We start from the raw sequence: 22,696 nt of genomic DNA on the forward strand, positions 1-22,696 counted from the left end.
TGAAACCGACCGCAAAGAACAGTGCAGAAAAAGTAGGTGAGAAAGCCTATAATTACTGGGTGGGAACAGCCGGGATCGGTGGTTATTACATTGATAAATACGGCAGAATGGTAGCCGGTAAAGATTACAGCCTCGGAAGTTATGTCTATACATTCGATGTCAACGGACTATGCACGAACCGGGAAAACCGTTATCTTCAGGTGACTGATGCGAATGGAAGAAAATACAATGTGGAAAAGAAAACATATCTTTCCGATCCTCAGGTGGGTGTGGATGTAACAGAGGACGAGTTCCTTGCGGCAGCTGTCTATGCAGAGTCGGCAAACCAGGGACTTACCGGTATGACAGGTGTCGCGATGGTTATGTTAAACCGTATGCGGACCAATAAGACCAGCTCGGCTCCATATCCATCAGAAGCGAAAAATATGATTTATCAGGCAACACAGTTTGAAGTGGCAAGAGACGGAGCACTGACAAAAAGTCTGAATCTCATCGTGAGCGGCAAAGGCGGTACAGCGATGGAAAATGCAAAAAAAGCTGTTGCGAACGCCAGAGCAATCTGTGATGCTTACGATAATAACAAGACCGATGAGCTGAGCGATGAAGTGAAAGGTATACTGGAAGAACTGAAGGTTCCGGAAGGTCATACTATGCTGGAATATCTGGGATTTATGACACCAAAAGCATTTGAGAATGCGAATCTGGATCCGGAAAAAACATATGCATTTACCTATAAGAATACGACATTCTACAGCACCTGGATCAAAAAATCCTGATACTATCCATCATTGACAGCATACAGGAAAGAGTTTATAATATTGTCGTGAAAAATTTATCACATACAGTTGCAGGAAAACAGGTGAAATTCCTGTACAAGTCCGTTACCGTTAAAGTCGGAGTACTCTCTGTATGGTGAGGACTGTAAACATTTGCGGCAACCGAAGGATTACAGAATAGAAATGAGCAGGAAAACCGTTGTCTTTTTGACAACGGTTTTTTACTTTACAGGAAACTGCTTTCCTGCAAAGTAAAAAACGTTCCGCGAGGATGCGCACTGCGGCGTATAAGGTAGATGTCGCAAGCGACCGCGCAGGCGCGAGAATGTGCCAAGACACATTCTTTGTTCATGTATGCAGGCAACAAGACAAAGCAATAAGTAAACTGTGATTGGAAAAAATAATATGGATAAAAAAACACACCGCACTGGTCTGGAAGGGTATTATGCGGTAGATGAAAAAAACAGAAAACTTCGTTACGGTTATACAACCGGTTCCTGTGCGGCAGCTGCGGCGCAGGCGGCAACGCGGATGCTGCTGACCGGAGAAAAAGTGGAAGAGGTGGCTTTACAGACACCAAAAGGAATTTTACTGCATCTGCTGATCGAGGAGATTTCCATGGATGAGGGAAGGGTGCGCTGTGCCGTGCAGAAGGATGGCGGTGATGATCCGGATGTAACGACGGGAATCTATGTATATGCAAACGTTTCCCGCAGGGATGCACCACAGATTACTCTGGACGGAGGGATCGGTGTAGGAAGAGTGACCAGACCGGGTCTGTGGCAGGCAGTTGGCGAGGCGGCGATCAACAAGGTTCCAAGGCAGATGATCCTTGAAAATGTAGAGCAGGTCTGTAAAGAATATCACTACACCGGAGGTCTGGATGTGCAGATTGAGATTCCGGCAGGAGTGGAGCTTGCAAAAAAGACGTTTAATCCACGTCTGGGTATCGAAGGCGGAATCTCTGTTCTTGGAACAAGTGGCATCGTGATCCCGATGAGTGAGACAGCACTGGTGGCCAGCCTGCGGCTGGAGATGAAGATGCTGGTGGAAGGCGGCGGGTCTTATCTGGTGATTACACCGGGAAATTACGGTCAGGCTTTTTCAAAAGAACAGACAAGACTGGATCTTACCTATTCGATGAAATGTAGCAATTATGTGGGGGAGACCCTGGATATGGCAAGAGAGCTGGGAGTAAAGGGTATCTTGTTTATCTCCCATATCGGCAAATTTGTGAAAGTAGCCGGCGGAATCATGAATACCCATTCCCGCCAGGCAGACAGTCGAAGCGAACTGATGGCAGCGAATGCGATCCGCGCCGGCGCAGATCTGGAGACAGCAAAAGAGATTCTTGATACGATCACCACGGAGCAGAGTGTGGAGATTTTAAAACGAAAGGGTTATCTGGAAGCTACGATGAAAGAAATCAGTGACCGGGTAGAATTCTATCTGAATAAAAGGGCAGGCGAACAGCTGGAAGTGGGAACTATCTTATTTTCCAATGTATATGGAAAGCTGGCAGAAACCTCGAAGGTTCCGGAACTCGCCCGAAAAATCATGAAGCAGGCAGAAAAAAAAGCACACGATCAATGTGCAGATAAAGAACAGAAACCAAATCAACAGAAAAACGAGGAGAAAAAACTATGAGTGGAATATTATATGGACTTGGAGTGGGACCGGGAGATCCGGAACTGCTGACACTGAAAGCCCTTCGTCTGATCCGCGAGAATCCTGTGATCGCAGTACCGGGCAACGATATAAAAGCCAGTGTCGCTTATCAGATCGTAAAAGGAGCATATCCAAAACTGGATGAAAAAGAACTGATTCCGGTGGCTATGCCGATGACAAAAGACAGGGCAGTACTGGAAGACAATCATAATAAGGCTGCAGATGCAGTGGAATCTTATCTGAAACAGGGAAAAAATGTGGTGTTTTTGACACTGGGAGATCCTACTATATATTCCACTTATCTGTATGTACATAAACGTATCCTGGAACGCGGTTATCAGGCTGAAATCGTGAGCGGGATCACTTCTTTCTGTGCAGTGGCGGCCCGCCTTAATATGGGTCTGGCGGAGATGGCAGAACCGCTCCATGTGATTCCGGCGACCTATAAAGCAGAAGAAATGGATGAGCTTTTAAAACTGCCTGGAACCAAAGTGCTGATGAAAAGCGGCAAACGCCTGAAAAAAGTAAGAGACAGCATTTTAAGAAGCGGACAGAATGCCGTAATGATCGAAAACTGCGGCATGCCGGAGGAAAAAATCTATGCATCGGCCAAAGAGATACCGGAAGAAGCAGGATATTATACCCTTCTGGTCGTAAAAGATAAAAAATAAGAGAAAATAAGAGTGCCTGACGCCAGGGACAAGAGAGGAGAAAACATATGGTACATTTCGTAGGAGCAGGTTCCGGTGCACCGGATCTGATCACACTGAGAGGAAAAAGATTTCTGGAAGAAGCAGACGTAGTGATCTATGCAGGCTCACTGGTCAATCCACAGCTTCTTGAATACACGAAAGAAAACTGTGAGATCTACAACAGTGCGAAGATGACACTGGAAGAAGTTCTGGATGTGATCTTTGCAGCGGAAGAAAAGGGGCTGACAACGGTACGTCTCCATACCGGAGATCCTTCTTTGTATGGTGCGATCCGGGAACAGATGGATGTTCTGGAAGAAAAAAATATTGCATTTGATTATTGCCCGGGTGTCAGCAGCTTCTGTGGTGCGGCATCCGCGCTGAACCTGGAATACACACTGCCGGATGTATCACAGAGTGTGATCATAACCCGAATGGAAGGAAGAACTCCGGTACCGGAAAAAGAGAGCATCCAGTCCTTTGCGGCCCATCAGGCAACGATGGTTGTCTTTTTAAGTACAGGCATGTTAGAAGAACTGAGCAGAAGACTGATCGAGGGTGGTTACACCGCCGATACGCCGGCAGCGATTGTATACAAAGCGACCTGGGAAGATCAGAAAACATTCGTCTGTACAGTAGGAACGCTGGCACAGACAGCAAAAGAAAACAATATTACAAAGACCGCACTGATGATCATCGGTGATGTGGTGGCTCACAGCCACTATGACCGGTCAGAACTGTATAATCCGGCATTCACCACAGAGTTTCGGGAAGCAACAAAATAAGATGAAAAAGACAGGAATCATCGCATTCACAGAACATGGCTGTGTCCTTGGAGAAAAACTTCTGAGAGATCTGCAAAAGCAGGATCAGGAGGTGTATGGCTTTGTGAAAAGTAAATATGTAGAGCTTCCTGAAAAACATCCTTTTCGGAAAGTGAAAGGGACCCTGAGAGAATGGGCAGAAGAATGGATCCCCCGACTGGACGGAATCATTTTTTTCAGTGCCACCGGGATCGCTGTGAGAACCATCGCTCCTTTCGTGGTAAGTAAGAAAACAGACCCGGCGGTTGTGGTGATCGACGAACAGGGCAGCTATGCGATCTCTCTTCTCTCCGGTCATCTCGGCGGAGCAAACGAACTGACGGAATTCGCTGCAGAAAGCATCGGAGCGCAACCCGTGATCACCACAGGGACAGACGTAAACCACACTTTTGCGGTGGATGTCTTTGCCCGGAAAAACAATCTGGTGATTTCTGATATGGAGCTGGCAAAAGAGATGGCGGCGTTGCTGATCCGGGGAAAAACTATTGTCTGGGGAGCCGGAGAAGGATTCGTCTTTCCGAAAGAACAGACCATTCCGGCACAGCTGCGATTCCGGAAGACGGAAAGCCCGGATGGGAAACAGGGAACTTTATGGTTTGCAATCCCGCAAAGTGACAGAGAACAGGAAGAAGCCCTGGGAACAGAGCAGACTCGGATGCTTCATCTGTATCCGAAAAATGTATATCTTGGGGTGGGTTGCAGGAAAAACACACCGGAAGAAAAGATCGAAACACAGATTCAGAAGTATCTGTCAGAACATGGAATAGCTGCAGAACAGATTATCCTGGCAGCCAGCATCGATCTGAAAAAAGAAGAGCCGGGACTGCTGGCGTTCTGTGAAAAATATCACCTTCCTTTTGTGACTTATCGTGGAGAAGAACTTGAAAAAGCAAAAGGTACCTTTACGCCATCTGCATTTGTCAGCAAGATCACCGGTGTGGACAATGTATGCGAACGAAGTGCCAGCCTTGCCTGCGATGGCGGAACATTTATCATGAGAAAACAGGCCGCAGAGGGAGTGACCGCTGCGTGTACAATAAAGAAATGGAGTGTGAGCTTTGAATAAATTATATGTAATCGGTATCGGACCGGGAGAATACGAACAGATGACACTGAAGGCAATTCATGCAATGGAAAAAAGTGAGGTAATTATCGGCTATACAGTATATGTAGATCTGGTAAAAGAACATTTTCCGGGGAAAGAATTCCTGACCACTCCCATGAAAAAAGAGGTGGATCGTTGTGTGATGGCTTTTGAAGAAGCAAAAAAGGGAAAAGTAGTTTCCATGATCTGCAGCGGAGATGCCGGTGTATACGGTATGTCCGGACTGATGTATGAGGTCGGTGTCAACTATCCGGAAGTAGAACTGGAGATTATTCCCGGTGTAACAGCAGCGACCGGCGGTGCGGCAGTACTGGGTGCTCCGCTGATCCACGATTTCTGTCTGATCAGTCTGAGTGATCTGCTGACACCGTGGGAGAAGATTGAGGCACGTCTGCTGGCAGCTGCAGAGGCTGATTTTGTTGTGTGTCTGTATAACCCGTCCAGCAGGAAGCGAAGCGATTATCTGCAGAAAGCCTGCGATCTGATGATGCAGTACAAGAGCCCGGAGACCGTATGCGGTATCGTAAGCTACATCGGAAGAGACGGGGAACATTATGAAGTGATGGATCTGAAAACCCTGCGGGATACGAAGGTAGACATGTTTACGACCGTATGGGTGGGCAATTCACAGACCAAAGAGATTAACGGTAAGATGGTAACACCGAGGGGATATCGAAATGTATAAAGTTCTGCTGTTCGGCGGTACGGTGGAAGGACGCACCGTGGCCGAATATTTGAATGAAAATAAAATACCTTCCATGGTATGTGTCGCTACGGAATACGGAGAAAGTCTGTTGCCGCAGGGCGAATATCTGGAATTATCCCACGAACGTCTGGATGAAAAGCAGATGGAAGAGAGGATGTTACAGATGGAGAACGGGCTGGTCATCGATGCGACTCATCCGTATGCCCAGGTAGTGACGGAAAATATTGAGACCGCCTGCGAACGTACCGGAACTGCCTATCTGCGGGTGGTGCGTCAGGAAAGCCGGCGTCTTGAAGAAGAAGAAACCATTACATATGTAAAAAGCATCCGGGAAGCGGTGGAATATCTGGAAAAAACCAGTGGAAATATTCTGGTTACCACCGGGAGCAAAGAACTGTCTGCCTATACGGCACTGACCGATTATCAGGAAAGAATCTATGCCAGAGTGCTTTCTCTGGTGGAAGTTGTCTCTTCCTGCGCAAAACTTGGCATCGAAGGGAAACATCTGCTGTGCATGCAGGGACCTTTTTCCCGGGAAATGAATATCGCACTGATCCATCAGTTTGATATCGCATGGATGGTAAGTAAAGAATCGGGAAGAGCCGGAGGATTCCTGGAAAAATATCAGGCGGCAAAAGAAACCGGCTGCCGGATGATTGTCATCGGACGACCGAAGGAAGAACAGGGCATGGAACTGGAGAAATGTATCGAGTATCTGAATCGCCGGTTTCTCCCGAAAGAAAATGTTGCAAATGATGCAAAAATCGAAATTGTCAATACTGATACAGAAAATGTAGAAAATATAGAGAATCCCGGCAGCGGGCAGGAAAAGGTTGCGCAGGAACCTGTCATGCAGGAAGCAGCAACGCAAAATACAGAAGCGGTAACCGAAGGAGAAGAAACTGAGGATATCCTTCGGGGGCAAAAGGTATCTCTTGTGGGAATCGGTATGGGAACTGCAGATACTCTGACACAGGAAGGAAAACAGGCACTGGAGTGTGCGGATCTTCTGATCGGAGCAGCACGGATGGTGGAACATATCCGGAAACCGGGCCAGGAAGTCTGGACCGGATACAAACCGGAAGAGATCTGTGCTTATATTGCGGCTCATCCGGAGCACAAAAACGTGGCGATTGCCCTCTCAGGGGATGTCGGATTCTACAGCGGAGCCAAAAAACTCCTGGAGACACTGCACCGGGAACTGCCGATGATACAGAAAAAAGTGTACTGTGGCATATCTTCTATGATTTATTTCTGTGCAAAACTGGAAACTCCGTGGGAAGATGTTCATCCGGTCAGCCTTCATGGAAGAGAGTGCAATCTGCCCGGACTTCTGCGTATATACGGAAAGATTTTTGCTATTGTGGGAACGACAGACGGCATCGCAAAATTGTGTCAGAAGCTGCAGCGCTACGGCATGGGTGATGTGCGGGTAGAGGTAGGCGAACGGCTTTCCTACCCGGAAGAAAAGATCACCCGGGGATATGCCTGGCAGCTGACAGAACTTGAGACGGACAGTCTCAGTGTCGTGTTATTTACCAGAGAGGGAAAAGAAGCCATCGTGACACACGGGATCCCGGATGAAGCATTTATCCGGGGAAAAGTGCCGATGACGAAAGAGGAAGTGCGAGGCATCTCCCTGTCAAAATTACAGCTGACACGGAATTCGATTGTTTACGATGTGGGAGCCGGAACCGGTTCTGTATCCGTAGAGATGGCTATGCAGGCGGTAGAAGGCCGGGTATATGCGATCGAGAAAAAACCGGAGGCTGTGGAACTGTTATATAAAAACAAAGAAAAGTTTGCAGCAGATAATCTTGAGATTGTCGAAGGACTGGCACCGGAAGCCTGCGTGGATCTGCCGGTACCGACCCATGCTTTTATCGGAGGCTCCTCCGGTAACATGAAAGACATCCTTAAACTGCTGCTTTCAAAGAATCCCGGGATCCGTGTGGTGATCAACTGCATCGCTCTCGAATCCGTGGGAGAGGCCATGAACTGTCTGAATGTTTTGCCATTTGAGCAGGTGGATATCGCACAGGTGCAGGTAGCAAAAGGCAAAAAAGCGGGATCTTATCATCTGATGATGGGACAGAATCCGGTCTATGTGATCTCCTGCCGGGGAAAGGAAGAAACAAATGAATAACAAACGCAAAGTGCCGCGAATCCTTCTCGGGGCAGCCGCGAGCGGAAGCGGAAAGACACTGCTCACCTGCGGACTGCTGCAGGCATTAAAAAACAGAAACCTGCAGGTTGCTTCTTTCAAGTGTGGACCGGATTATATTGACCCGATGTTTCACAGCCGTGTGATCGGAACAAAAAGCAGGAACCTGGACAGCTTTTTTGCGAAGGAAGATACCCTGCGGTATCTTCTGGAGAAAAATGCAAGAGACTGTGAGATTTCTGTGATTGAAGGCGTGATGGGTTACTATGACGGACTTGCGGGGATCTCTCCGAAAGCCAGTGCCTATGATGTGGCAAGAATCACAAACACACCCGCGGTGCTAATCGTAAATGCAAAGGGAATGAGTCTGTCTGCGGCAGCTTTTGTCAAGGGCTTTATGGAATACAGAGAAGACAGTCAGATCCGTGGTGTGATTCTGAATCAGATATCCCCAATGATGTATCCGCGGTTAAAGCAGATCATCGAAGAAACCCTGCCGGTGAAAGTGTACGGGTATGTTCCGGTGGTGAAGGACTGCGTGCTGGAAAGCCGTCATCTGGGTCTGGTGATGCCGGAAGAAATCGCAGATTTGCATGATAAACTGATGAAACTGGCAGAGATCCTGGAAAGATCCGTGGATATTGACGGACTTCTGGAACTGGCAGATGGTGCAGAGGAACTTCCTGTTCAGGAACCACTGACCGGCTATCATACAAAAAGAAGCGTAAGGATCGCTCTGGCGAAGGATGAAGCGTTCTGCTTTTTCTATCAGGACAATCTGGAGCTTCTGGAGGAAATGGGTGCGCAGCTGATTCCCTTTTCTCCCATTCATGATGAAAAACTCCCGGAAAATATAGACGGAATGCTTTTTCATGGCGGATATCCGGAGCTGTATGCAAAAGCACTGAGTGAGAATAAAAAAATGCTTACTTCTGTCCGTGAAGCGGTACAGGCAGGTATTCCCTATATGGCAGAATGCGGTGGTTTTATGTATCTGCATCAGGAGATGGAGGACATGGAAGGACACAGCTGGCCAATGGCCGGTGTTATTCCCGGCAAATCCTGGCGTACGCCCCGGCTTACCAGATTCGGTTATATTACCCTGGAAGACGGAACGTGTTTCGGGAAGAATGTGGGAGGAATCCGGGCCCATGAATTTCATTATTTTGATTCGGATAACTGTGGGGAAAGCTATACGGCCAGGAAACCACTGAGCAGTCGGTCATGGAACTGTATACACAGTGACAGACAGGGAATGAGCGGATTTCCGCATATGTATTATTACAGCAATCTGCAGGTGCCGGAACAGTTCTTACGCACCTGTGAGGAAAGGAAGGCATAAGTATGACGTTAGAGGAAACACTGGAGAAGATACATCCGGCAGATAAGACAGCCATGGAAGCGGCTCTGGCACACTGGAACAATATTGCCATGCCGCTTCACAGTCTGGGACGGCTGCAGGATACGGTCGTTCGTATCGCCGGTATGACAGGGAATGCCAGAGTGGACCTGAAGAAAAAAGCTCTGGTGGTCATGTGCGCCGATAACGGTGTAGTGGAAGAAGGTGTGACACAGAGCGGGCAGGAAGTGACCAAAATCGTAGCCGAAAATTTTCTGAAAGAAAAGGCTACAGCAAGTATCCTCTGTAAAAAAGCAGGTGCAGATATCTTCCCGGTGGACATCGGGATTGCCACGGACAGCACGATTCTTCAGCATAAAGTGATGTACGGAACAAAAAATATGGCGAAAGAGCCTGCCATGACAAGAGAACAGGCTGTTCAGGCACTCGAAGTCGGCATCCATATGGTGGAAGAACTCAAAGAAAAAGGGTATGGAATCATAGCAACCGGTGAGATGGGGATCGGCAATACAACGACCAGCAGTGCAGTGACTGCCGTTTTACTGGAACAAGATCCGGCAAAGGTAACCGGACGCGGTGCAGGACTTTCCGGTACAGGACTGAAAAAGAAGATTTCTGTGATCAGAGATGCGATTGCCTTGCATAAACCGAAGAAAGAAGATCCGATCGATGTGCTCGCGAAAGTAGGCGGACTCGATATTGCCGGTATGGCAGGGGTATTCTTAGGCGGAGCAGCCTGTCGGATCCCGGTGGTTGCCGATGGATTCATCTCCTGTGTGGCCGCATTGTGTGCGATCCGGATCTGTCCGGCAGTGAAAGATTATGTAATCACATCACACAAATCAAAAGAACCGGCAACGATGATGATCCTGGAGGCGCTGGATATTCCGGTATTTTTAGACTGTGATATGTGTCTGGGTGAGGGAACCGGAGCGGTAACGATTTATCCGATCCTTGATATGGCGCTGGCGGTATATGGAGGCATGTGCACGTTTTCCGATAATCAGATGGAAAATTATGTGCCACTGGTGTAAGAAGAGAAAGAGAAGGAAATCAGAGATGTTTCATGTAGTAACAGGAGGAAGCGGCAGCGGAAAATCTGCATTTGCGGAACAGTGTATCCTGGATTGTCAGGGAAACAAAAGAATCTATATTGCGACGATGTACCCGTTTGATGAAGAAAGCCACCGGAGGATCGCGAGACATCGCGCCATGCGGGCAGAGAAAAAGTTTACGACGATTGAGCGTTATACGGATCTGGAGCATCTTACGATACCGCAGGGGGCAGATGTACTGCTGGAGTGCATGTCGAATCTGACGGCAAATGAGATCTATCAGGAAGGCGGAGCCGGGGACAATACTGTGAAGGCGATCCTGAATGGAATCCACCATCTGCTGGAGCGGGCAGAAAATCTGGTGGTAGTGACGAACGAGGTCTTTTCCGACGGCATCACCTACGATCCGGAGACAGAAAAATATCTGGAAAAACTTGGTGCGATCAACTGTCAGATGGCGCAGATCGCAGATACAGTCACAGAGGTTGTCTACGGAATTCCGGTTTTTCATAAAAAGACAGGCGAGGAGAGAAAAAATGAAGAAATTTTATCATAGTTTTCTGATTGCATTTTCCATGTATTCGAAGATCCCGATGCCCCAGTGTGAATGGAATGAAGAAAATATGGCATATGCCATGTGCTTTTTCCCATGGATCGGTGTTGCCATCGGCGGAGTAACCTGGCTGTGGGGGACGTTCGGAACGTATCTTGGGCTTTCCTCAGCCTTTTATACTGTGATCCTGACATTGATCCCATGGTTTCTTACCGGAGGGATCCACCTGGACGGATTGTTGGATACGGCAGATGCGATGAGTTCATGGCAGGAACGTGAGCGCCGGCTGGAGATCCTGAAGGATTCTAATTCCGGAGCATTTGCGGTGATTACCTGTGTGGTTTACTTTATGTTTTATTATGGTGTATACAGCCAGATCAGTGCCCGCGCCCTGGCGATGATCCCCTTTACATTTTGTCTGTCCCGGACATTAAGCGGGCTGGCGATCGTGACATTTCCGAAGGCAAAAAAGACCGGATCGGTTTCTGCTATGGCACGCGGGGCGAAGGATAGGCAGGTAAAAGCCACGATGTGTGTGTATCTGCTGATACTGCTGGCCGGGATGCTGCTGGTGGACTGGAAACTGGGTCTTCTGGTTTATGGAATAGCGATTCTGGTTTATACCCTTTATTATCGGAATGCGATGAAGTATTTCGGAGGAACGACCGGGGACCTGGCGGGGTGCTTTTTGTCGCTGTGTGAGGTGTTTATGGCTTGCGGGGCAGTGCTTGGTGCGCTTTGGCTTTAAACGATGAGCAATCGACCGAATCCACCACAACCTACCCAACAAACTTATCATTAAAAAGGAGAACCAACAATGATATTAGTAATCGGCGGTGCTTACCAGGGCAAACAATCTTACGCATCAAAAACATACAACCTGACCGATCCCGACTGGAAAGACGGTCAGACCTGCACGATAGAAGATCTGAAAACAGCAAAAGCAGTCCATCATTTCCACTCCTTTATCCGCAGAGAACTGGACGAAGGAGGATCAGTCCGGGATCTTGCAGAAATAATATGGAAAGAAAATCCTGATCTGATCATTGTAACGGATGAAGTAGGCTACGGAATCGTCCCGATGGACGCGAAAGACCGGGAATGGAGAGAAGCATGCGGTCGGGTATGTACAAAACTTGCGGCACATGCAGCTCAGGTAGTGCGTGTCTGCTGTGGGATCGGAACACAGCTCAAGTGAGAAAAGGAGAAAACAGATGAGAATATATCTGATCCGGCATGGGAAAACACCCGGGAATCAGCTGAATCGCTATATCGGGATCACCGATGAACCGGTTCTGGAAGAGGATCAGGAACAGCTGAAAAAACAGAACTATCCGAAAGCAGAAAGACTTTTTGTAAGTCCCCTGCTTCGCTGCCGTCAGACAGCGGCCTGTATCTATCCGGGCCAGGAGCAGCAGGTGATTCAGAACCTGAGAGAGTGTGATTTCGGAAGATTCGAAAACAAAAACTGGAAGGAAATGACCGGTGATGCCGAGTATCAGGCGTGGGTGGACAGCAATGCAACCCTGCCCTTCCCGGGAGGGGAAGATCCACAGGAATTTCGGGACAGGGCCTGTCAGGGATTCCTGGAAGGATTGAAGCTCTGCGCGGAAGATGGAACAGAATCCGCTGCTTTTGTCGTCCATGGTGGCATTATCATGGCAGTGCTGGAACGATTCGCAGATAGAAAAAAAGCCTTTTATGAATGGCATGTGGGCAACGGAGAAGGATATGAAGCAGAAACAGATCCGGCCGCGTGGAGCGATGCGTCAGGACAGCAGCCGGTGCTGCGTGTGTTAAATCCGATACAAATGACAAAACAACAGTAGTGTAGATAATAAGAACAGAAATAGAAAAGGCGTAACTGCAAAAAAGCAGATGGTTACAGAAAGAGGAAGAAAAGATGAAGTGGACATTACTTGCAGTAGTACTGGGATTCCTTATGGATCTGTGTTTTGGGGATCCCAGATGGCTGTATCATCCGGTGCGTATCATCGGGCATGGGATTACATTTTTAGAGAAGATCCTGCGGAAGATATTTCCGAAAACAAAAACAGGAGAACGGATCGCCGGAGGATTGCTGGTGGTGGGAATCGTGGCGGCTTCGTCTTTTGTCCCATGGCTGATCCTGCATCTGGCGTATGGATTGCGCACCTGGCTTGGGGTGGCGCTGGAGAGCTTTATGTGCTACCAGCTGCTGGCGGCAAGATCCCTTCGTGACGAGAGTAAAAAAGTCTACGATGCGCTGCAGACCGGAGATATTGAAAAAAGCCGTTATGCTGTATCGATGATCGTGGGACGTGACACGCAGAATCTGACCGAAGAAGGTGTAACCAAAGCAGCAGTTGAAACCGTTGCAGAGAATACTTCCGACGGTATCATTGCCCCGCTGTTTTACATGATGATCGGCGGCGCAGTGCTGGGCTTTGCCTATAAAAGTGTGAATACCATGGACTCCATGGTGGGTTATGTGAACGACAGGTACCGGTATTTTGGAACAGCGGCGGCAAAACTGGATGATGTGTTGAATTATATTCCGGCAAGACTTTCCGCCTGGCTGATGATCGCAGGAGCCTGGCTGATCGGTATGGATGGAAAAAATGCAAAGAAAATCTATCTTCGCGACCGAAGAAAACACGCCAGCCCGAACTCTGCGCAGACAGAAGCTGTGATGGCCGGTGCACTGGATATCCAGTTGGCAGGAGATGCCTGGTATTTTGGAGAACTGCATAAAAAACCATATATCGGTGATCCGATCCGGAAAGTAGAGATTGAGGATATCATAAGATCTCACAAACTGATGTATGCAGGAACGGTACTGTCACTTGTGATATTTGGACTGGTGCGTGTTCTGGTCTGCGTATTTATATAAATATACCGTAACTGCGGTGATGGCATTTTGACATAAACATGCCAAAACGATTCGCAGAATGCTACCTACTGAATAGTTACAATTGTACCAATAAAAGAAAAAACAGATACAAAAAGGAGAAACAACGGACTCATGAAAGAATACATACATGGCGGAGATATCTACCGCCACCCGGATGTGCTGGATTATTCAGCGAATATCAATCCGCTTGGAACACCGCCCGGGGTCATCCGGGCGGCAAAAGACAGCATGGAACGGGTTTGCCATTATCCGGATGCCTGTCAGGAAAAGCTGAAGCAGGCGCTGGCGGAATATGAACAGGTTCCGGTGGAATGGCTGATCTGTGGAAACGGGGCGGCAGAACTGATCTTTGCACTGGTGCAGGCGGTAAAGCCGAAAAGAGCGCTGGTACTGGCACCTACCTTTGCAGAATATGCCCAGGCACTGGAAGCTGTGGGATGTGAGGTGAACAGAGAGATCCTGAAAAAAGAAGATGGATTTACTTTGCAGGACAGGATTCTGGACAGACTGCAAAAAGAAGATCTGCAAATGGTTTTTCTGTGTAACCCAAACAACCCGACCGGTATTCTGATGGATCCGAAACTTCTTCGAAAGATTGTAACCCTCTGCGAAAAACGACAGATCTATCTGGTGGTGGATGAATGTTTTCTTGATTTTGTTCCGGAACCGGAAGTACATACCTTAAAAGGTGAACTGAAAGGAAAGAAGTATCTGGTTCTTCTGAAAGCATTTACCAAACGATATGCGATGGCAGGATTACGACTGGGCTATGGAATTACGTCCGGCGAAACACTGATGACGCAGATCGAAGCTCAGCTGCAGCCGTGGAATGTATCCACACCGGCGCAGGAAGCCGGAACTGCGGCGCTGAGAGAGACAGCTTATGTGGAGAAGGCGAGAACACTGATCTTTCAGGAACGGCAATTCCTGCGGGAGGGACTGATGAAAATGGGATATCCGGTGCTGGACTCCCAGGCAAATTATCTGTTTTTTGAGGGAGAGCCTGATCTGTATGAAAAACTTCTGCAGGAAGGTGTGATGATCCGGGACTGCAGCAATTATCCAGGACTCTGGAAAGGCTGTTACCGGATCGCAGTAAAGCTGCATACAGAAAACGAACAATTATTAGAAAAGATTCGGAAAGTGAGGAGATAAATCATGGCAAAAGCAATTATGATACAGGGAACCATGTCCAACGCAGGAAAGAGCCTGCTGGCAGCCGGACTGTGCCGGATCTTTAAACAGGATGGCTATCGGGTGGCACCGTTTAAATCACAGAATATGGCACTGAATTCCTTTATCACAGAAGAAGGACTGGAGATGGGACGGGCACAGGTGATGCAGGCGGAAGCGGCAGGCATCAGACCGTCTGTTCTGATGAATCCGATCCTGTTAAAGCCAACCAATGATGTGGGCAGCCAGGTGATCGTAAACGGTGAAGTCCTTGGAAATATGAGTGCACGGGATTATTTCGCATACAAAAAGAAATTGATCCCGGATATTATGAAGGCCTATGATACGCTGGCAGCAGAAAACGATATCATTGTCATTGAAGGCGCGGGAAGTCCGGCGGAGATTAACTTAAAGCAGGATGATATCGTCAATATGGGTATGGCCAAGCTTGCAAAAGCACCGGTGCTTCTGGTCGGAGATATCGACCGCGGCGGCGTATTTGCCCAGCTGATCGGTACGGTGATGCTTCTGGAAGACGAGGAAAAAGAGATGGTAAAGGGTCTGATCATCAACAAATTCCGAGGGGACAAAACCATTCTTGATCCCGGTGTGGAGATGCTGGAAGAACGAAGCGGCATCCCGGTAGTTGGCGTGGCACCGTACCTGCAGATCGAGGTGGAAGACGAAGACAGTCTGACGGAGCGGTTTGACAGTCAGCAGGAGGTGGGACAGATCGATATCGCGGTGATCCGGGTTCCACGGATCTCTAACTTTACAGATTTTAATCCATTTGAAAATATTCCGGGTGTGTCTCTTCGATATGTAAAGCATATCCATGAACTGAAGCATCCGGATATGGTGATTCTCCCGGGAACAAAGAATACTATGGGAGACCTGCAGTGGATGCGGGAGAGCGGCATGGAGGCGGCAGTCCTCAAACTGGCAGCAGCAGGAACAGTGATCTTCGGTGTCTGCGGCGGCTACCAGATGTTAGGGGAAACACTTTCCGATCCGGACGGTGTGGAAGCGGGAGGAACCATGAAAGGGATGGGACTGCTTTCGATGGATACCGTATTTGCAGACGGAAAGACCAGAACCAGAGTCAGTGGTATATTCGGACAGGTAGAGGGCGAACTTTCCCAGCTTTCCGGCGTGGAGCTGGAAGGGTATGAGATTCATATGGGTGTGACGACTTTACATGAAGGGGCATCCCCGCTGACAACGATCCGGGATCATGCAAAGACCACAGAGGAAAAACAGGATGGTGCGTATACTTCCCGTGTCTATGGCACCTATGTTCACGGTGTATTTGACAAAGAAGGTGTGGCGGAGGCTGTGATCCGGGCACTGGGGAAAAAGAAGGGAATTGATACCTCAGAGATGAAAGGTGTGGATTTTCAGACATTCAAAGAGACACAGTACGATATTCTGGCAGCAGCGCTGCGGGAACATCTGGATATGAAGGCAATATATGAGATTCTGGAAGCAGGGGTATAAGTTATGAAAATAGAACTGGAAAATGTAAAACCAAGAGATATTGAACGCAGAAGCTTTGAGATCATCACGGAAGAACTGGGAGACCGGAAACTGGACCCGGACAAAGAACTGATCATCAAACGCTGTATCCATACAAGTGCAGACTTTGAATATGCGGACAGTCTGTGTTTTTCTGACAATGTTGTGGCAAAAGCCATGGATGCGATCCGCCAGGGTGCCTGTATCGTTACGGATACCCAGATGGGCAGATCCGGCATCAACAAACGTGCCCTCGCCCGTTACGGCGGAGAGGTTTACTGCTTCATGTCCGACGAGGATGTGGCAGCCACAGCGAAGGCAAATGGAACCACAAGAGCCACCGCAAGCATGGATAAGGCAGCACAGCTGGACAAACCACTGATCTTTGCAATCGGTAACGCTCCGACTGCTCTGGTACGTCTCTACGAACTGATCGAAGAGGGAAAACTGAATCCGGCACTCATCATCGGTGTCCCGGTAGGATTCGTCAACGTGGTACAGTCCAAAGAACTGATCATGAAAGCGGATGTCCCATATATCGTGGCACGGGGAAGAAAAGGCGGAAGCAATATCGCAGCGTGCATCTGCAATGCGTTGCTGTATATGATCGATGATCGGAGAGATTAGACGATAACAGAAAAATACAGAAATGTGCTTGTATAAATACCATATGTGTGATAAAAAAATATGCAAGGAAAGCACTCATGACAGGGTGAGGTAGCCTCCCGAGGTTATGCTACCGAAAATAAAAAAACCTATCCTGTCTGAGCCACAGGATAGGCCGCGTCCTTAAGGACATAATTTAAAGCCTAAACTCGGAGCATCCACCATTGGAGTGGGTGCTTTCTGTTACATAACAAATCAATAATTGATCCAATGAATCAGTTTTGATTTAATTAAATACTATCACTTTGTATCAAAGAATTCAAGTGTTTTATATGTGAAAGATTGAAATAGAAGATAATGAGGTTGCTGAGAACGGAGTGAACAGTAACGATAGTGAGGGACAGGCGATAAAGAATATGAAACAAGAGCTACAAAGAAAAACAATAAACCAATTCCCATACGGCGAAGCCCACATGCACATTTTCATGAACGGCACAGACTATAAAAAAGCCGTAGCCGACCAGAATAATGGTGTCTGCGACCGGGTGATCCACGCGCATCTTGCGGAATACCGGAAGCGCGGAATCACCTGGCTGCGGGAAGGCGGGGATATCTACGGAACATCAAAACGGACGATGGAACTGGCACCTGCCTATGGGATCACCTACCGGACACCGATCTTTGCCATTCACAAAAAGGGGCACTACGGAGCGATCGTGGGAAGAGGTTACGAAACCATGCAGGAGTACAGGAAATTGATCGGGGATCTGCGCCGGCAGGGCGGACACTTCGTGAAAATTATGATCTCCGGCATCATGGACTTTACTCATGGAGGCCTGACGGAACCTTCACTTGCCGACAGTGAGATCCGCGAACTGATCCATATTGCCCATGAAGAAGGTTTCCCCGTCATGGCACATACAAACGGCAGTCAGGCAGTCCGGGCAGCAGCTCTCGCAGGTGTGGACAGTATCGAACATGGAAACTTCTGCGACGAAGATGCGCTTCAGGCACTTGCAGCTTCCGATGCTGTCTGGGTACCTACGATAGTAACAGTAAAAAATCTTCTCGGAGACGGACGGTTTCCGGAACAAGTAGTGAAAAATATCTGGGAAAGACAGAAAAAAGCATTATTCCGCGGGTATCAGCTCGGAGCAAAACTTGCTCTCGGAAGTGATGCCGGAGCCTATCGTGTCCTCCACGGTCAGGGACTTCTTGATGAATACCAGGCTTTCCGGGAGATTCTGGAAGAAGACTTCCCGGACTGGGAAAAGCGGATCCGGAACGGTGACCGGCTGATAAAAGAAAGATTTTCTTAGAGCGTGTCTGAAAAAGAACCCTACAGGCAGGAATTCCCGGTTGCAAAAAAATAAAAAGCTGTTATAATAAAGAAGATTTTAATTAGTATAAAAATGCACTCACACTGTATAGATATGCAGACGGATGAATCAGCCGGAAAACTATATGCAGATTCGTGAGTACACAAGAATAACAGGAGGATAAGAGTATGAAAAAGGCAGTTGTATTTGCAATGACAGGTATTATGGCAGTATCCATGTTCGGATGCGGCAGCAAAAAACAGGTAGAGGTATCCAGCGTTGATGATCTGAAAGATCTGACCATCGGTGTGCAGACCGGTACTACCGGAGACAGCAATGCCAGCGATGCAGTAGCAAGTGATTCTCAGATGAAACGTTATAACAAAGGTGCGGATGCCATCCAGGCTCTGAAGACCGGTAAGATCGATGCGGTTGTGATCGACTCTCTGCCGGCTCAGAAGTTTGTAGATGCCAACGATGATCTGAAGATCGTAGAAAATATCTGGGAACCGGAAGAATATGCGATCTGTCTGAAAAAAGGAAATACAGAACTGACAGAGAAAATGAATGCGGCCATCAAGGAACTGAAAGAGGATGGCACTCTGGATAAGATCATGGCAAACTACATCGGTGATGACCAGGGAAGCTATCAGTACGAGACTCCGGAAGGAACCGAGTATACCAACGGTACTCTGACCATGGCTACCAACGCAGAATTCGAGCCATGGGAGTATAAAGAAGGAGATAATATCGTAGGAATCGATGCAGATATGGCGAAAGCAATCTGCGACAAAATGGGTTATGATCTGAAGATTGACGATATGGCATTCGAATCTATCCTGGCAGCAGTTTCCAGTGGTAAGGCTGAATTTGGTGCGGCTGGTATGACTGTGACAGATGAGAGAAAAGAGAGTGTTGATTTTACGGATACTTATGCGAATGCGTCTCAGGTTGTGATTGTTAGAAAATAAATGAGTGGATACCCGGGTGGGGTTCGCTTGATATTTCAATACTCCGACCCGCTCCCGCTCAGCTGACACTGGCAGCGGTACTAAGGCAGCAAAATACGCTGCCTAAGGACCGGCCGTGTCAGATGGTCTGCGTATTGAAATATCAAGCGAACCTTCGCAGGCGGGAGGTAAGAAAATATAGTTTCTGACAATTGGGGATGGCTTTTATATTAGTGAGGTTTAGTAAGGTGAAAGATAATCCCCGGGATATGAGAGATGAAGTGAATAATATACGAAAAGACCTTGTAAAAGGAGTGTAAGGGAAACGATATGGGATCTTTAAGTCATTGGGTTCACAGGTATTTTGTGGATAATGGGGCTTCCAGTTGGTGGTTGACGGGTTTGCGGAATACGTTGCTGATTACGGTGCTGGCACTTTGTATTGGTGTGGTGCTTGGGTTTACGGTGGCGATTATCCGGTCGACTTATGAGCAGACAGGGAAGCTGAAGGTGCTGAATGCGATCTGTAAGGTGTATCTGAGTGTTATCCGTGGTACGCCTACGATGGTTCAGGTGTTGATATTTAACTTTGTTATATTTGCGTCCATCGCGGTGAATGAAGTTATCGTTGGTGGTGTGGCATTTGGTATTAACTCCGGTGCGTATGTGGCGGAGATCGTGCGGTCGGGTATCATGTCCATCGATAAAGGACAGATGGAGGCTGGACGGAGTCTGGGACTTAGTTCCGGACAGACGATGAAGCTGATCATTATGCCCCAGGCATTTAAAAATGTGTTGCCGGCACTGATCAATGAGATGATCGTGCTGCTGAAAGAGACATCTATCATCGGTTACATCGGTATGACGGATATCACGAAAGCAGCGACACTGGTACAGAGCCGTACATATGAAGCCTTTGTACCGTTGATTGCAGCTGCAGTATTTTACTGGGTGCTGGTAACGATTCTGACATACTTTATGGGTAAACTGGAGAGGAGGTTGAGAAAAAGTGACCGCAAATAAAGGAAAAGTTTTATTGCAGGTACAGGGACTGGAGAAAAAGTTTGATGATAATCAGGTTCTGGACGGTATCACCACAGATATCTGTCAGGGTGAAGTGGTAGCAGTCATCGGCCCATCCGGTTCCGGAAAATCTACCTTTCTTCGTTCTCTGAACCTTCTGGAAGTTCCAACCGGTGGCAAGATTCTTTTTGAAGGTGTGGATATTACAGATCCGAAGGTTGATATCAACCGCCACCGTCAGAAAATCGGTATGGTATTTCAGCAGTTCAATCTGTTTCCACATAAGACAGTAAAAGAGAATATCATGCTGGCTCCTGTGACACTGGGACTGATGAAAGAAGAGGAAGCTTCTGAGAAAGCAGAAGAACTCCTTGCCCGTGTGGGTCTTCCGGACAAAGCAGATGCTTACCCGGATAGCCTTTCCGGTGGACAGAAACAGCGTATCGCCATCGCACGTGCCATGGCGATGAATCCGGATGTGATGCTCTTTGATGAGCCGACTTCCGCGCTGGATCCGGAGATGGTCGGAGAAGTACTGGAGATCATGAAAGAACTGGCACAGACAGGAATGACCATGGTAGTTGTTACCCATGAGATGGGATTCGCCAGAGAAGTGGCCACCAGAGTAATTTTCATCGATGAAGGAAAGATCCAGGAAGAGAATACACCGGATGAATTCTTTGCACACCCGAAGAATCCGAGACTGCAGGAGTTCTTATCAAAAGTATTGTAACAGAAAAACAGGCAATGACCGGAAAAGGTCATTGCCTGTTTTACTTACAGGAAATTACTTTCATGTAAACAAAACATTCCGCGAGGATACGCAAGGCACATTTTTGGTTCTCTATAGTTTGTACAAAAAAATAACAGATACAGAACTGAATATTTGTAAAACGACGAAAAATGGTAATTCATGTTAAAAAAATTACATTTATATTGAAAATGCACAAACCCAGTGCTATACTTTTGGATAGTATGATAAATAAGTGAAGAAAAAATAATGAGAGAACAAAAGTAAAGTTCTCGTTTTCTGAGGGGGAAACAGAAAGATGTACAAAAAAGGCTCGAAGGGCTGGTTAAAACACTTTGATTTCATTTTTCTGGATATGATCTGTCTTCAGATCGCATTCCTGCTTGCCTATGTGATCCGTCATGACAACGGCAGTCCCTACATAGTTCCACTATATCGGAACATGGCGATTTTTATGGAACTGCTGGATATCGTCGTGATGTTTTTCTATGAGACATTATCCAATGTTTTGAAACGGGGATATTTCAGGGAGTTTGCAGCGACGGTAAAGCATGTGCTCCTTGTGGAACTGTTCTCGGTACTGTATCTGTTTACGATGCAGGAAGGTCAGGCGTACTCCAGAACCGCACTATATCTGACCGGTGTGATCTATGCGATTCTCACTTACATCGTCCGGATCATCTGGAAAAAAATTCTTCGAAGCAGAATGAGTGAAGGAAACCGTTCTCTGTTGGTCGTGACGACAAAAGATATGGCAGAGCAGGTCGTTCATAATATCCGGGAGAATAACTATGAACGCTTTGCTTTATCCGGTCTGGTAATTATCGATGATGATCTCTGCGGTACGAAAATCGCAGGCGTTCCGGTAGTAGCCAACGAAGAAAATGCAGCTGCTTATGTCTGCCGGGAGTGGATCGACGAGGTATTTGTCATTCCGGCAACAGATGTTCCCTATCCGTATGCTCTGATGGAACAGTTTACGGAAGCGGGTGTGACGGTACATCTGAACCTGGCGAAAGTTTCCGAGGCGATGGGTGGTAAAAAACAGCTGGTGGAAAAAGTCGGACCCTATACCGTACTGACAACCAGTATCAACTATGCATCCGCAAAACAGTTGTTTATGAAACGCGCGATCGATATCGCCGGTGGTCTGTTTGGCTGTCTGCTGACTTTGCTGATCACTTTGTTCGTGGGTCCTGCTATTTACCTGAAGTCCCCGGGTCCGATCTTCTTTTCCCAGGAGCGTGTCGGTAAAAACGGTAAGAAATTCAAAATGTACAAATTCCGCAGCATGTATATGGATGCAGAAGAACGGAAAGCCGAGCTGATGAAACAGAACCGTGTCAGCGACGGCATGATGTTCAAGCTGGACTTTGATCCCCGTGTCATCGGTAATGAAATCCTGCCGGACGGAACGAAGAAAACCGGCATCGGTAACTTCATCCGCGTCACCAGCCTGGATGAATTCCCACAGTTCTTTAATGTACTGAAAGGTGATATGAGCATCGTAGGAACCCGTCCACCGACACTGGACGAGTGGAACAAATATGAACTCCATCACAG

The 22,696-nt window shown here is 47.7% G+C and carries 22 protein-coding genes and 1 riboswitch; all 22 genes read left to right on the plus strand.

The window, feature by feature from the left end:
* The coding region (locus tag MSA64_RS01395; protein ID WP_287890226.1) for a cell wall hydrolase at positions 1–776 on the plus strand (776 nt) is incomplete at its 5' end.
* A 63-nt stretch (positions 777–839) separates the two neighbouring features.
* A riboswitch (adenosylcobalamin-variant (AdoCbl-variant) riboswitch) is annotated at positions 840–911 on the plus strand.
* A 270-nt stretch (positions 912–1,181) separates the two neighbouring features.
* Positions 1,182–2,423 (plus strand): cobalt-precorrin-5B (C(1))-methyltransferase CbiD, encoded by a 1,242-nt coding sequence (cbiD, locus tag MSA64_RS01400; protein WP_118634058.1) that lies wholly within the window; start codon positions 1,182–1,184, stop codon positions 2,421–2,423.
* Entirely contained in the window at positions 2,420–3,115 is a 696-nt protein-coding gene (gene cobI / locus MSA64_RS01405; RefSeq protein ID WP_118567653.1) for a precorrin-2 C(20)-methyltransferase, read from the plus strand. The genes cbiD and cobI overlap by 4 nt, the downstream gene beginning before the upstream one ends.
* A gap of 47 nt (positions 3,116–3,162) precedes the next feature.
* Positions 3,163–3,921, plus strand: a complete 759-nt coding sequence (cobM, locus tag MSA64_RS01410) for a precorrin-4 C(11)-methyltransferase (RefSeq protein WP_106492220.1) — start codon at positions 3,163–3,165, stop codon at positions 3,919–3,921.
* Between the two features lies 1 nt (position 3,922).
* Complete coding sequence (locus MSA64_RS01415; RefSeq protein ID WP_287890230.1) at positions 3,923–5,026, plus strand: cobalt-precorrin 5A hydrolase; 1,104 nt, start codon at positions 3,923–3,925, stop codon at positions 5,024–5,026.
* Positions 5,019–5,750, plus strand: a complete 732-nt coding sequence (gene cobJ / locus MSA64_RS01420) for a precorrin-3B C(17)-methyltransferase (protein ID WP_022170886.1) — start codon at positions 5,019–5,021, stop codon at positions 5,748–5,750. The genes MSA64_RS01415 and cobJ overlap by 8 nt, the downstream gene beginning before the upstream one ends.
* Positions 5,743–7,917, plus strand: coding sequence for a precorrin-6A reductase (gene cobK / locus MSA64_RS01425; protein ID WP_287890232.1), 2,175 nt, complete (start codon positions 5,743–5,745; stop codon positions 7,915–7,917). The genes cobJ and cobK overlap by 8 nt, the downstream gene beginning before the upstream one ends.
* Positions 7,910–9,277, plus strand: a complete 1,368-nt coding sequence (locus MSA64_RS01430; RefSeq protein WP_287890234.1) for a cobyrinate a,c-diamide synthase — start codon at positions 7,910–7,912, stop codon at positions 9,275–9,277. Before cobK ends, MSA64_RS01430 begins: the two co-directional genes overlap by 8 nt.
* A gap of 2 nt (positions 9,278–9,279) precedes the next feature.
* A complete protein-coding gene (gene cobT, locus MSA64_RS01435) occupies positions 9,280–10,329 on the plus strand; it encodes a nicotinate-nucleotide--dimethylbenzimidazole phosphoribosyltransferase (RefSeq protein ID WP_154432373.1) in 1,050 nt (349 codons plus the stop codon).
* A gap of 25 nt (positions 10,330–10,354) precedes the next feature.
* On the plus strand, positions 10,355–10,906 hold the full coding sequence (locus tag MSA64_RS01440) for a bifunctional adenosylcobinamide kinase/adenosylcobinamide-phosphate guanylyltransferase (RefSeq protein WP_277663990.1): 552 nt from the start codon (positions 10,355–10,357) through the stop codon (positions 10,904–10,906).
* The gene (locus MSA64_RS01445; RefSeq protein WP_287890237.1) at positions 10,887–11,651 is read left to right on the plus strand and encodes an adenosylcobinamide-GDP ribazoletransferase; all 765 of its coding nucleotides are present in this window, start codon (positions 10,887–10,889) and stop codon (positions 11,649–11,651) included. The genes MSA64_RS01440 and MSA64_RS01445 overlap by 20 nt, the downstream gene beginning before the upstream one ends.
* 69 nt (positions 11,652–11,720) lie before the next feature.
* Positions 11,721–12,101 (plus strand): bifunctional adenosylcobinamide kinase/adenosylcobinamide-phosphate guanylyltransferase, encoded by a 381-nt coding sequence (locus MSA64_RS01450; RefSeq protein WP_287890239.1) that lies wholly within the window; start codon positions 11,721–11,723, stop codon positions 12,099–12,101.
* Between the two features lie 16 nt (positions 12,102–12,117).
* On the plus strand, positions 12,118–12,732 hold the full coding sequence (locus MSA64_RS01455) for a histidine phosphatase family protein (RefSeq protein ID WP_287890241.1): 615 nt from the start codon (positions 12,118–12,120) through the stop codon (positions 12,730–12,732).
* A gap of 74 nt (positions 12,733–12,806) precedes the next feature.
* Positions 12,807–13,775, plus strand: a complete 969-nt coding sequence (gene cbiB, locus MSA64_RS01460) for an adenosylcobinamide-phosphate synthase CbiB (RefSeq protein WP_287890243.1) — start codon at positions 12,807–12,809, stop codon at positions 13,773–13,775.
* A 132-nt stretch (positions 13,776–13,907) separates the two neighbouring features.
* Positions 13,908–14,951 carry a threonine-phosphate decarboxylase CobD gene (cobD, locus tag MSA64_RS01465; RefSeq protein WP_287890245.1) on the plus strand — a complete coding sequence of 348 codons (1,044 nt, stop codon included), beginning with the start codon at positions 13,908–13,910 and terminating at the stop codon, positions 14,949–14,951.
* A 3-nt stretch (positions 14,952–14,954) separates the two neighbouring features.
* Positions 14,955–16,466 (plus strand): cobyric acid synthase, encoded by a 1,512-nt coding sequence (locus MSA64_RS01470; RefSeq protein WP_287890246.1) that lies wholly within the window; start codon positions 14,955–14,957, stop codon positions 16,464–16,466.
* Positions 16,467–16,469: 3 nt separating this feature from the next.
* Entirely contained in the window at positions 16,470–17,111 is a 642-nt protein-coding gene (locus MSA64_RS01475) for a precorrin-8X methylmutase (RefSeq protein WP_022172883.1), read from the plus strand.
* 395 nt (positions 17,112–17,506) lie between these two features.
* Positions 17,507–18,409: an amidohydrolase family protein gene (locus MSA64_RS01480; protein WP_287890247.1), complete on the plus strand. Its 903-nt coding sequence runs from the start codon at positions 17,507–17,509 to the stop codon at positions 18,407–18,409.
* 188 nt (positions 18,410–18,597) lie between these two features.
* On the plus strand, positions 18,598–19,380 hold the full coding sequence (locus MSA64_RS01485) for a transporter substrate-binding domain-containing protein (protein WP_287890249.1): 783 nt from the start codon (positions 18,598–18,600) through the stop codon (positions 19,378–19,380).
* 309 nt (positions 19,381–19,689) lie between these two features.
* On the plus strand, positions 19,690–20,382 hold the full coding sequence (locus MSA64_RS01490) for an amino acid ABC transporter permease (RefSeq protein WP_022172880.1): 693 nt from the start codon (positions 19,690–19,692) through the stop codon (positions 20,380–20,382).
* Positions 20,369–21,115, plus strand: a complete 747-nt coding sequence (locus MSA64_RS01495; RefSeq protein WP_022172879.1) for an amino acid ABC transporter ATP-binding protein — start codon at positions 20,369–20,371, stop codon at positions 21,113–21,115. Before MSA64_RS01490 ends, MSA64_RS01495 begins: the two co-directional genes overlap by 14 nt.
* Positions 21,116–21,431: 316 nt before the next feature.
* On the plus strand, positions 21,432–22,696 hold a 1,265-nt coding region (locus tag MSA64_RS01500; RefSeq protein WP_287890251.1), incomplete at its 3' end, for a sugar transferase.

This window comes from Oliverpabstia sp. (genome assembly GCF_022785585.1).
Lineage (GTDB): Bacteria > Bacillota > Clostridia > Lachnospirales > Lachnospiraceae > Oliverpabstia > Oliverpabstia intestinalis.